Annotated in this window: 10 protein-coding genes; 8 read left to right on the forward strand and 2 right to left on the reverse strand. The window is 68.4% G+C overall.

All coding sequences use genetic code 11. The features are described from left to right. Nucleotides 1-47: 47 nt before the first annotated feature. Both AC07OY_RS01065 and AC07OY_RS01070 read right to left on the reverse strand, forming a co-directional pair. On the reverse strand, nt 48-635 hold the full coding sequence (locus tag AC07OY_RS01065; protein WP_495040680.1) for a chalcone isomerase family protein: 588 nt from the start codon (nt 633-635) through the stop codon (nt 48-50). 30 nt (nt 636-665) lie between these two features. Then, complete coding sequence (locus tag AC07OY_RS01070; RefSeq protein WP_495040681.1) at nt 666-2,222, reverse strand: methyl-accepting chemotaxis protein; 1,557 nt, start codon at nt 2,220-2,222, stop codon at nt 666-668. Nucleotides 2,223-2,655: 433 nt separating this feature from the next. Between AC07OY_RS01070 and mraZ the strand changes: the two genes are divergently transcribed. From mraZ to murD, 8 genes are read left to right on the forward strand one after another with little or no spacing between them, the layout of a single operon-like run. Next, the gene (mraZ, locus tag AC07OY_RS01075; protein WP_495041952.1) at nt 2,656-3,087 is read left to right on the forward strand and encodes a division/cell wall cluster transcriptional repressor MraZ; all 432 of its coding nucleotides are present in this window, start codon (nt 2,656-2,658) and stop codon (nt 3,085-3,087) included. An 11-nt stretch (nt 3,088-3,098) separates the two neighbouring features. After that, nucleotides 3,099-4,040 (forward strand): 16S rRNA (cytosine(1402)-N(4))-methyltransferase RsmH, encoded by a 942-nt coding sequence (rsmH, locus tag AC07OY_RS01080; protein ID WP_495040682.1) that lies wholly within the window; start codon nt 3,099-3,101, stop codon nt 4,038-4,040. Between the two features lie 4 nt (nt 4,041-4,044). Further along, nucleotides 4,045-4,308, forward strand: coding sequence for a cell division protein FtsL (ftsL, locus tag AC07OY_RS01085; protein ID WP_495040683.1), 264 nt, complete (start codon nt 4,045-4,047; stop codon nt 4,306-4,308). Beyond that, nucleotides 4,305-6,092, forward strand: a complete 1,788-nt coding sequence (locus tag AC07OY_RS01090; protein WP_495040684.1) for a peptidoglycan D,D-transpeptidase FtsI family protein — start codon at nt 4,305-4,307, stop codon at nt 6,090-6,092. The genes ftsL and AC07OY_RS01090 overlap by 4 nt, the downstream gene beginning before the upstream one ends. Before the next feature lie 2 nt (nt 6,093-6,094). Continuing rightward, nucleotides 6,095-7,561, forward strand: a complete 1,467-nt coding sequence (locus AC07OY_RS01095; RefSeq protein WP_495040685.1) for a UDP-N-acetylmuramoyl-L-alanyl-D-glutamate--2,6-diaminopimelate ligase — start codon at nt 6,095-6,097, stop codon at nt 7,559-7,561. After that, a complete protein-coding gene (locus AC07OY_RS01100; RefSeq protein ID WP_495040686.1) occupies nt 7,558-8,949 on the forward strand; it encodes a UDP-N-acetylmuramoyl-tripeptide--D-alanyl-D-alanine ligase in 1,392 nt (463 codons plus the stop codon). The genes AC07OY_RS01095 and AC07OY_RS01100 overlap by 4 nt, the downstream gene beginning before the upstream one ends. Then, nucleotides 8,939-10,117 (forward strand): phospho-N-acetylmuramoyl-pentapeptide-transferase, encoded by a 1,179-nt coding sequence (mraY, locus tag AC07OY_RS01105; RefSeq protein ID WP_495040687.1) that lies wholly within the window; start codon nt 8,939-8,941, stop codon nt 10,115-10,117. Before AC07OY_RS01100 ends, mraY begins: the two co-directional genes overlap by 11 nt. Before the next feature lie 7 nt (nt 10,118-10,124). Then, entirely contained in the window at nt 10,125-11,819 is a 1,695-nt protein-coding gene (gene murD, locus AC07OY_RS01110; protein ID WP_495040688.1) for a UDP-N-acetylmuramoyl-L-alanine--D-glutamate ligase, read from the forward strand. Nucleotides 11,820-11,853 lie beyond the last annotated feature (34 nt).

Consider the following 11,853-nt stretch of genomic DNA (forward strand, 5'->3'; position numbering starts at 1 on the left):
ACGCCACGTCGCGGTGGCGGCGTGGCGTGTTTCGTGGCTCATGAGCGTCAGCCCTTGCCCAGCAGTTGCGGCTTCAGCGAAGAGTCGACGGGCTTGTCGCCCAGCCAGATCTTCAGCACCGCGTTGTAGAAGGCGATGTCCTTCATGGGCTCGCCGATGGGCTTGCCGTTCAGGAACATGACCGTGCCGGTGTCCGGCACCCAGTCCACCGTGATGACGTCGCCCTTCTTGCCCTGGGGGATGTTGACGAAGGTCTCGCCGAACTGGGCGAGCTGGTTGACGAACTTGGAGCGCTCGGCCTTGTCGGTGTTGGCCGTGATGCCGGCCATGAAGGCCTGGCCCAGCTCGTCACCGGTCACCTCGCGCAGCAGGCCGAGGCTGAAGCGGCGCGGGCCGGTGCTTTCCAGCACGCCGGCCGTGGTGTCCTTCTTCTCGGGCAGATAGAGCACCAGGGAATAGACCTTGACGACGATGCGCACGCGCACGCCGGCACCGTTGACCTTCAGTTCCTTGCCGGCGACCTTGACGGTGTCGTCGAACTTGATGCCACCGACTTCGATGGCCATTGCCGTGCTGGCCATGCCGAGAGCCAGACCGAGGCCTGCAATCCAGCGGATGGCTTTGTGCGTCTTCATGGAGTCTCCTGGATCTTTGGGGGGAGGGGATCAGTGCGCCGCTTCGAGCTTGAAGAGGCTGACGACTTCTTCGAGACCATGGGCCTGGGCGCGCAGCGAGTCGGCGGCGGCGGCGGCTTCTTCCACCAGCGCGGCGTTCTGTTGCGTGCTCTTGTCCATGTCATGGATGGTATGCGTGACGCGCTCGATGCCGGAGCTCTGTTCGGCGCTGGCGTGGGTGATCTCCCCCATGATGTCGGTCATGCGTTGCACGCTCGCCACCACGCCCTGCATGGTGTTGCCGGCCTGGTTGACGAGTTGGCTGCCCAGGGCGACCTTCTCGACCGAGTCGCTGATGAGGCGCTTGATCTCCTTGGCGGCGTCGGCGCTGCGGCCGGCGAGGGAGCGCACTTCGCCGGCCACGACCGCGAAGCCGCGGCCCTGCTCGCCGGCGCGCGCGGCTTCCACCGCGGCGTTCAGGGCCAGGATGTTGGTCTGGAAGGCGATGCCGTCGATGACGCTGATGATGTCGACGATCTTCTTGCTGGAGGCGTCGATGCTGCCCATGGTCGTCACGACCTTGGCCACCACCGCGCCGCCTTCGCCGGCCACCTGGGAGGCGGCCTGGGCCAGCTGGTTGGCCTGCTGGGCGTTCTGGGCGTTCTGCTGCACGGCGTCGGTCAGGGTCTTCATGGCCGACAGGGTCTGCTCCAGCGATGCCGCCTGGGCCTCGGTGCGCACCGACAGGTCCAGGTTGCCGCTGGCGATCTCGCTGGAGGCCGACGAGATGGACTCCGTGCCTTCGCGCACGCGGCCGACGATGCCCTTCAGGCTCTCGTTCATGTCATGCAGGGCCTGCAGCAGCTCGCCGGTCTCGTCGCGGCTGCGCACCTCGATCTCGCTGGTCAGGTTGCCCGAAGCGACCTTGCGTGCCACGGCGACGGCGCCGCGCAGCGGATTGACGATGCCGCGCGTGATCAGCACGCCGGTCAGCACGCTGGCGAGGATGGCGGCCACGGCCAGGCCCAGCAGCAGCAGGGCCGTCTTGCGGGCCACGCCGTTGGACTTCAGGCCGGCTTCCTCCATGGCGGCGTTGCGGGTCTGGACCAGCTTGTCCAGGGCCGCCATGTACTTGCCCTGGGCGGCGCGCACCGAGAACTGGTACTTCAGCGGGGCGCCTTCGGTGTCGCCGGAGGCCACGGTCTTCACGAAGGCCGCCTGGCCGGTCATGAACTTGGCGCGCGCTTCCTCCACCGCCTTGAGCTGCTCCTGGCTGGCCTCGTCGGTCAGCATGGGCTTGAGCTCGGCCATGGTCTTCTCATGGGCCGCCATCAGGCTGGCGACGGTGTCCAGCTCCTTCTTGATCTGTTCCTCCCCCGTCATGATGAGGGTGGTCATCATGCTGCGCGAGGCGTCGCCCAGTTCGGCCTTGGCCTTGTTGGCCAGCGCCACGGCCTTGTAGTCGCTGCTGAGCAGCTGGGTGATCTCGCCGCTCAGGGTCTGGATGCCGAAATAGCCCAGACCGGCCATGGCCATCAGGCAGGCGATCACGACCGCAAAGCCGGCCGTGAGGCGTTGTCCGATGCGCATATGGGACAAGAAATTCATGGGGGGCTGCCTCGCTTTTGATATTCGATGGGAGCCCCCGGTTGGAGTTCTTGGCGGAGGGGGCTGAAACAGCACGAAATTTCAGCAGAAATCATGGGGGCCCATGCATTCTGAGTGGCTGGCCGGCAAGGCTTGCCGTGATTTGTGCGGCAAAACCCTTTCAGACGTGGTGTCACGTTGGCGACGCCTGTGGCTGAACGCCTTCAAGCATGGGGGCAAACGCGATGCCGATGTGGACAGAACTTCAAGCACCACTTCGCAATATCCTGGCAAGTCCTTATTTATTAAAGGTATTTTGTCTGCCAACTGTATAAATTGACAGCTGTGGCTAAGTGCTTGATTTCATTGAAAAAACTTGTGCCGAAACTTGACCCGAGGGGGTGCGGCCCTTAAAGTGGGAGGAAGTGTCGTTTCGTGGTGAAAAGTGTCGGAAATCGTCTTTCAGGGTGCCTCCAACTTGGCTTTAGATGCCAAGGGACGCCTGAGCGTGCCCAGCCGACACCGTGAGGTGCTGCAGCTGATCTGCCAGGGCCGCCTGACCGTCACCAAGCACCCGGACGGCTGCCTGATGCTGTTCCCGCGCCCGACCTGGGAGGCCTTCCGCGACAAGGTCGCCGCCCTGCCGATGTCGGCAGCCGGCTGGAAGCGTGTTTTTCTCGGTAACGCGATGGACGTCGACATCGATTCGGCGGCGCGCGTGCTGATCTCGCCCGAGCTGCGCAAGAGTGCCGGGCTCAAGAACGACGTGATGCTGCTGGGCATGGGCAGCCACTTCGAGCTCTGGGATGCCGAAGCCCATGCCGCCCACGAGGCCGAAGTGATGGCCGGCCCGCTGCCCGACGCCCTCAAGGACTTCAGCTTCTGATGGGCGCCGAGATGAGTGAGAGCGCCACGTTCCGCCACACCACCGTGCTGCTGAACGAGGCGGTGGAAGGTGTGCTTGCGCGGCCGGACGGCGTCTATGTGGATGGCACCTTCGGCCGTGGCGGCCATTCGCGCCTGCTGCTGAGCAAGCTGGGGTCCCAAGGCCGCCTGATCGGCATCGACCGCGATCCCGAGGCCGTCGCTGCGGCAGCCGCCATCACCGACCCGCGCTTTTCCATCGTCCACAGCGCCTTTGCGGACATGGCCGATCAACTGGCAGCGCTGGGTGTTCATCAGGTGGATGGTGTGCTGCTGGACCTGGGTGTGTCCAGCCCGCAGATCGACAACCCCGAGCGCGGCTTCAGCTTTCGCTTCGACGGGCCGCTGGACATGCGCATGGACACCACGCGCGGCGAGAGCGTGGCCGACTTCCTCGCTCGGGCCGAAGAGCGCGAGATTGCAAGAGTGATCCGAGACTATGGCGAAGAACGGTTTGCTGGCCAGATTGCAAAGGCGGTTGTTGCTCGCCGAGAAACCGGTGCGCCGCTCACGCGCACCGACGAGCTGCGCGAACTCGTGGCTCGCACGGTCAAGACCCGTGAGCCCGGCCAGGACCCGGCAACCCGCACCTTTCAAGCCCTTCGGATTCATGTCAATGGCGAGCTTGAAGAGCTTGAGCAGGGGCTGAAGGCCGCGCTGCGGCTGTTGGCGCCGGGTGGCCGGCTGTCCATCATCAGCTTCCACTCGCTGGAAGACCGCCGCGTCAAGACCTTCATCGCCGACTACAGCAAGGCCGTGTTCGACCGCCGCGCGCCCTTTGCCGAGCCGGCGCCGCTGATCCTGAACTCGCTGGGCCGCATCAAGCCCAGCGCTGAAGAGGTGGCCGCCAACCCCCGCGCCCGCTCCGCCGTGCTGCGCGTCGCCGAGCGCACCGATGCGCCGCTGCGGGACTAGGCGCATGGCCAAGCTCAACTTCCTCCTCATCGTCGCCGTGCTCGCCAGCGGCCTTGTCCTCGTGCACAGCGCCTACGAGTCGCGCCGCCTGTTCGCCGAGCGCGACAAGGCCAAGGCCGAGGGCCAGCGTCTGGCTGCCGATGCCGAGCGCCTGGCCGCCGAGCGCCATGCGCAGGCCACCAACCTGCGCGTCGAGCAGGTCGCCCGCGAGCGCCTGGGCATGCGCGTCATCAGCCCGGCCGTCGTCGCCTCGGGGGTGACGCCATGAGCAAAGCCAGCAAGGTGAACAAGGCCAACCAGGCCGGCGCCCGCTCGGTCAGCTATTCCACCAGCCCGCTGCTCGCGTCCAAGACGCCGCCGTGGCGTTCGCGCTTCCTGGTCGCCCTGGTCGGCCTGGCCTTTCTCGGCCTGCTGGCGCGCGCCGTCTATGTGCAGGTGCTGAACACCGACTTCTTCCAGAAGCAGGGCGAGGCCCGCTACGCCCACACGCTGGAGCTGCCGGCCAGCCGTGGCCGCATCAACGACCGCAGCGGCCAGGTGCTGGCCGCCAGCGTCGCCGTGCCGTCGATCTGGGCCATCCCCAAGGAAGTCGACGCCGATGCGACCAAGCGCCGCGCGCTGGCCCAGGCGCTGGGGCTGTCGAACAAGGAGCTGGAGGCCAAGCTCAATCCCGAGACCCGCTTCGTCTGGCTGAAGCGCCTGGCCGACGACGAGACCGCCGCGCGCGTGAAGGCCATCGGCCTCAAGGGCGTGTTCCAGGACCGCGAATACCGCCGCAAATACCCCGAGGGCGAGGCGGCGGCCCATGTGGTCGGCTTCACCAATGTCGAGGACAAGGGTCAGGAAGGCATCGAGCTGGCCTTCCAGAAGGAGCTGCAGGGGCGCGACGGCTCGCGCTCCGTCGTGCGCGACCGCCTGGGCCGTGTCGTCGAGGACATCGGCGACATCGTGCCCGCCGCCAATGGCCGCGACGTGGACCTGGCTGTCGACTCCAAGGTGCAGTTCTTCGCCTACCAGCGCATCCGCGACGCGGTGGCCGAGAACAAGGCCAAGGCCGGCTCCGTCGTCGTGCTGGACGTGCAGAGCGGCGAGGTGCTGGCCCTGGCCAACTTCCCGAGCTATGACCCCGGCAAGCGCCAGAACCTGTCCGGCGAGCAGCTGCGCAACCGTGCGCTGACCGACGTCTTCGAACCCGGCTCGACGATGAAGCCCTTCATCGCCGGCCTGGCCATGGAGACCCACCGCGTGTCGCCCGAGAGCCTGGTGGACACCGGCAATGGCAAATACCCCTTCCAGGGCGCCGTCATCAGCGACACCAAGCCGCATGGCGTCATCAGCGTGCGCCAGGTCATCCAGATGTCCAGCAACATCGGCACGACCAAGCTGGCCATGCAGATGCAGCCGCGCGAGATGCACGAGATGTTCACGGCCATCGGCCTGGGCCAGCGGCCGCAGATCAGCTTCCCCGGCGCCGTGACCGGCAAGCTGCGGCCCTACAAGAGCTGGCGGCCCATCGAGCAGGCGACGATGAGCTATGGCTACGGCCTGTCGGCCTCGCTGTTCCAGCTGGCGCGGGCCTACACGGTGTTTGCGCGCGACGGCGAGATCATCCCCGTCAGCATGCTGCGCCAGCCGCATGACCATGCGGTCGCCGGCATCCGCGTCTTCAGCCCCGAGGTCGCGCGCGAGCTGCGCAGCATGCTGCAGGCCGCCGCCGGCCCCGGCGGCACGGCGCCCGATGCCCAGGTGCCCGGCTACAGCATCGGCGGCAAGAGCGGCACGGCCCACAAGCAGGAAGGGCGCGGCTACGCGGCCCACAAATACCGCTCGTGGTTCGTCGGCGTGGCGCCCATCAGCAACCCGCGCATCGTCGTCGCCGTCATGGTCGACGAGCCGACCGCCGGCGTCTATTACGGCGGCAAGGTCGCCGGCCCGGTGTTCAGCCAGGTCACGGCCCAGACGCTGCGTTTGCTGGGTGTGCCGCCCGACCTGGACGTGAAGAGCCAGATCGTCGCCAACCAGAAGGCCGTCGCGGTCGAAGAAAGCTTCTGATCATGTTGACTCGCCTCAAATCCCCCGACGCCGCCGCCCGCTGGCTGTCCGAATGGTGCACCGGCACGCTGCGCACCGACAGCCGCCAGGTCCGCCCCGGCGATGCCTTCATCGCCTGGCCCGGCTATGCGCGCGACGGCCGCGAGTTCGTCGCCGCGGCCCTGGAAGCCGGCGCCTCGACCTGCCTGGTCGAGGAGGCCGATGTCGAGCGCTTCGGCTTCGTCGATGCCCGCGTGGCCTCGCTGCCCGGCCTGAAGGCGCGTACCGGCGAGATCGCTGCCACCTTCTTCGGCAAGCCGACCGATACGCTGGACGTCATCGCCGTCACCGGCACCAATGGCAAGACCTCGTCGGCCTGGTGGATCGCCCAGGCCTCGGCCCAGCTCGGCAAGCGCTGCGGCGTCGTCGGCACCCTGGGCATCGGCGAGCCGCCCAAGCTGGACTACAACGGCCTGACCACGCCCGACCCGGTGCTGCTGCAGGCCGCCTTCGCCCGCATGCGCGACGACGCCTTCTCGGCCTGCGCCATCGAGGCCAGCAGCATCGGCATCGTCGAAGGCCGCCTGGCCGGCAGCAGCGTGCGCGTGGCCGTGTTCACCAATTTCACCCAGGACCACCTGGACTACCACCGCACCATGGACGCCTACTGGGCGGCCAAGCGGGCGCTGTTCGGCTTCCCCGGCCTGCGCGCCGCCGTCATCAATCTCGACGATCCGCAAGGCGCACCGCTGGCCGCCGAGCTGGCCGCGCTGGACGTCTGGACCACCGGCGTCGAGCGCGCCGACGCGCGCCTGACGGCCCGCGGCCTGAACTACACCGGCGAAGGCCTGGCCTTCACGCTGCACGAGGGCACTGAGTCGGCGGACGTGCAGACCAGCCTGATCGGCGACTACAACGCCGCCAACCTGCTCGGCGTGGCCGGCGCTCTGCGCGCTCAAGGCCATGCGCTGGCCGACGTGGCCCGCGTGCTGGCCCGCGTGACGCCGGTGCCCGGCCGCATGCAGCGTGTCGGCAACGGCCGCGAGCTGCCCCAGGTCGTCGTCGACTATGCCCACACGCCGGATGCGCTGGACAAGGCGCTGTCGGCCCTGCAGGGTCTCGCCCAGGCGCGCGGCGGCGAGCTGGTCTGCGTGTTCGGCTGCGGCGGCGACCGCGACCGCGGCAAGCGTCCGCAGATGGGCGCCATCGCGGCGCGCCTGGCGCGCCATGTCGTCGTCACGACGGACAACCCGCGCACGGAAGCCCCGGCGCAGATCATGGCCGACATCGCCGTGGCCGCGCCCGAGGCCATCGCCATCGAGGCGCGCGAGGAAGCCATCCGCGCGGCCGTCATGAACGCCGGTGCACGCGACATCGTGCTTGTCGCCGGCAAGGGGCATGAGGACTACCAGGAAGTGAACGGCGTGCGTCGGCCCTTCTCGGACGTCGGCGAGGCGCGTGCGGCGCTGCTGGAAAGGGCGGGTCTGTGAGCTTGTTCCTCACCCTGGCCGAAGCGCAGGCGCTGCTGCCGGGATCGACGCTGGTCGGCGACGGCGCGACCGGTTTTGCCCGCGTGCACAGCGACACCCGCACGCTGCAGGCCGGCGACTTCTTTGTCGCGCTGCGCGGCGAGCGCTTCGATGCCAACGACTTCCTCAGCGAAGCCCAGGCCTCGGGCGCCGTCGCCGCGCTGGCCGAGCGCGGCCTTGCCGATGCCGGTCTGCCTGGCTTGCTGGTGCCCGATGCCAAGGCTGCCCTCGGCCAGCTGGCCGCTGCCTGGCGCCGCCAGCATGCGATCCCCGTGATCGCCGTCACCGGCAGCAACGGCAAGACGACGACGACCCAGATGATCGCCAGCATCCTGCGCGCCTGGGTGGGCGACGACGCGCTGGCCACGCAGGGCAACTACAACAACGACATCGGCGTGCCGCTGACGCTCTTGCGCCTGCGCCATGACGACGAGCTGAGCCACCGCGCCGCCGTCGTCGAGCTGGGCATGAACCACCCCGGCGAGATCGCACCGCTGGCCGCGATGACGCAGCCGACGGTCGCCCTGGTCAACAACGCCCAGCGCGAGCACCAGGAGTTCATGGCCACCGTCGAGGCTGTGGCGCGCGAGAACGGCGCCGTCATCGAGGCTTTGTCGGGCAGCGGCTGCGCCGTCTTCCCGGCCGAGGATGCCTGCGCGCCGATCTGGCTGGAGCTGGCCGGCTCGCGCCCCCACCTGAGCTTTGCGCTGCGCGGCGAGGCCGATGTGACCGGCGACGCCGCCTGGATGGGCACGCACTGGGCGCTGGAACTGCACACGCCCGCCGGCACCGCCCCCGTCGCCCTGCACATGGCCGGCGAACACAACGTGCGCAACGCGCTCGCCGCCGCCGCCTGTGCGCTGGCTGCCGGTGCGCCGCTGGCCTCGATTGCCCAGGGCCTGGAGACCTTCCGCGCCGTCAAGGGCCGCTCCGAACTCAAGCTCGACGCGCGCGGCAGGACGCTGATCGACGACAGCTACAACGCCAACCCCGACAGCGTGCGCGCCGCCATCGACGTGCTGGCCGGCATGCCCGGCGAGAGCTGGCTCATCCTCGGCGACATGGGCGAGGTGGGCAACGAAGGCCCGGCCTTCCACCGCGAAGTCGGTGCCTATGCGGCCGAGCGCGGCATCGCCCACTTCTGGACGGCCGGCAGTGCCGCCCGCGACGCCGCCGCGGCCTATGGCCCGAAGGCCCGTGCCTTCGACACCACCGCCGCGCTGATCGCGGCCCTGAACGAACCACCCGACGCGGCCCAGACCCTGGTCAAGGGCTCGCGCTTCATGAAGATGGAACAAGTGGTCGCTGCACTGCAAGACACCACCACCGGAGACCCGCATGCTGCTTAGCCTCGCCCAGTGGCTGCAGGGTATCTACCCCGACCTGGGCTTCCTGCGCCTCTTCCAGTACATCACCTTCCGCGCCGTGATGGCCGCCATGACGGCCCTGCTGATCGGCCTGGCTTTCGGCCCCTGGGTCATCCGCCGCCTGACCGAGATGAAGATTGGCCAGCCCGTGCGCGCCTATGGCGTGCAGGCCCACCTGGCCAAGGCCGGCACGCCGACCATGGGCGGCGTCCTCGTGCTGATCGGCATCGGCATCTCGACGCTGCTGTGGTTCGACTGGAGCAACCGCTTCGTCTGGGTCGTCATGCTGGTCACCATGGGCTTTGGCGCCGTGGGCTGGGTGGACGACTGGCGCAAGGTCGTCGACAAGAACCCCGAGGGCATGAGGAGCCGCGAGAAGTTCTTCTGGCAAAGCCTGATCGGTCTGTTCGCCGCGCTCTACCTCGCGTTCAGCGTGTCGGAGACGAGCTTCCTCGGCGTCGTGCAGCTGTTCTTCCGCTGGGTGTCCAGCGGCTTCTCGACCGAGCTGCCGCCCAAGGCCGACCTGCTGATCCCCTTCTTCAAGACCATCAGCATGCCGCTGGGCGTCTGGGGCTTCGTGGCCCTGGCCTATTTCGTCATCGTCGGCACCAGCAACGCCGTCAACTTCACCGACGGCCTGGACGGCCTGGCCATCATGCCGGTCGTGCTGGTCGGCTCGGCCCTGGGCCTGTTCGCCTACCTGACCGGTTCATCGGTGTTTTCCAAGTACCTGCTGCTGCCCTACATCCCGGGCGCCGGCGAACTGCTGATCTTCTGCGCCGCGCTGGCCGGGGCCGGCCTGGCCTTTCTGTGGTTCAACGCGCACCCGGCCCAGGTCTTCATGGGCGACGTTGGCGCGCTGGCGCTGGGCGGTGGCCTGGGCACGCTGGCCGTCATCACGCGCCAGGAGATCGTGCTCGGCATCATGGGCGGCATCTTCGTGGCCGAAGTGCTGAGCGTGATGCTGCAGGTCAGCTGGTTCAAGTTCACGAAGAAGAAGTTCGGCGAAGGCCGGCGCATCTTCAAGATGGCGCCGCTGCACCACCACTTCGAGAAGAGCGGCTGGAACGAGACGCAAGTCGTCATCCGCTTCTGGATCATCACCATGCTGCTGTGCCTGGTCGGCCTGGCCAGCCTGAAGCTGCGGTAAGCCGACGATGAAGCTCGACCTGCCGCAACTGCAAGACCAGCGCGTGCTCGTGCTGGGCCTCGGGGACTCCGGTCTCGCGATGGCCCGCTGGTGTGCGCGCTTCGGTGCGCAGGTGACGGTGTGGGATTCGCGCGCGCAGCCGCCGCAGCTGGGCGCCCTGGGCGACACGGCCGCCTTCATCACCGGCGAGCTGACGCCCGAGATCTCGGCCGGCTTCAACGCGGTGCTGAAGAGCCCCGGCCTGTCGCCGCTGGATGCACGCCTGAAGGCGGTCTACGAACACGGCCCGGCCGTGCGCGGCGAGCTGGACCTGTTCGCCGACGCGCTGGCGGCACTGAAGGCCCAGCATGGCTATGCGCCGGCCGTGCTGGCCATCACCGGCACCAATGGCAAGACGACGACGACCTGCATGACCGGCCTGCTCGTCGAGCGCGCCGGCAAGCGCGTTGCCATCGCCGGCAATATCGGCCCGACGCTGCTGGACACGCTGACCGAGGCCCTGGCCAAGGAACCTGATCCGGCGCCGGTCATCGAAGCGACGCCGGCCGAGGCGATCGCCGAAGCCATGGAGGACGTGCCGGTCGAACAAGATGCGGCTGCTGAAGAAGCCGCTTCGGTGCTGCCCGACGAAGACACGCCGCTGCCTATCGATCCGCCGCTGCCGCGAGGCCCGGTCTTCGAGACCCTGCCCGAGGTCTGGGTGCTGGAGCTGTCCAGCTTCCAGCTCGAAGGCGTGACGGGCTTCGAGCCCACCGCCGGCGCGGTGCTGAACCTGACCCAGGATCACCTCGACTGGCATGGCGACATGGCCGGTTACGGCCGTGCCAAGGCACGCATCTTCGGCCGCGAGTCCGTCATCGTCGCCAACCGCGACGACGCGGAGGTCGAGGGCCTGGTGCCCGCGCCCGTGTTCGTGAAGGGCAGCCGCGGCAAGCCCGGCCGCACGGTGTCGCGCCATGTCGTGCGCTTCGGCCTGAACCCGCCGCGCGCCCCGGGCGACTTCGGGCTGACGGAAGAGGGCGGTCTGGCCTGGCTGGTGCGCGCCCGCGAGCTGGACCCGACGATCAAGAGGCGCAAGGGCGATGAAGAGGAGCCGCTGCTCATCCAGCGCCTGATGCCCGCCGACGCGCTGCGCGTGCGCGGCCGCCACAACGCGGCCAATGCGCTGGCCGCGCTGGCGTTGGCGACGGCGGCCGGTTGCGAGCTGGCGCCCATGCTGCACGGCCTGCGCGAGTACCGCGGCGAGCCGCATCGCGTCGAGCCGGTCGGCAGCATCGATGGCGTCGAGTTCTACGACGACAGCAAGGGCACCAATGTCGGCGCCACCGTTGCCGCCATCTCGGGCCTGGGCGCCGACCGTGCGCCCGCGAAGCTGGTCCTCATCCTCGGCGGCGATGGCAAGGGCCAGGACTTCGCGCCGCTGGCCGAAGGCGTGGCGCGCCACGCGCGCGCCGTCGCGCTGATCGGCCGCGATGCGCCGCAGATCGAGGCGGTGCTGCTGAATACCGGCGTGCTGATGCAGCGCCACGACACGCTCGAAGCCGCCACCGCCTGGTGCCTGGAGCAAGCGCAAAGCGGTGACAGCGTGCTGCTGAGCCCGGCCTGCGCCAGCCTCGACATGTTCAAGAACTACGCCCACCGCGCCGAGGTCTTCGTTGCCAAGGTGCAGCAGTTGGCCGATGAGCGAGGTGTCACGCTGTGAACGCCGTGTTGGGAGGATTCACCGCCAAGCTGCA

It is taken from the genome of Roseateles sp. GW821-FHT09H10 (genome assembly GCF_059415865.1).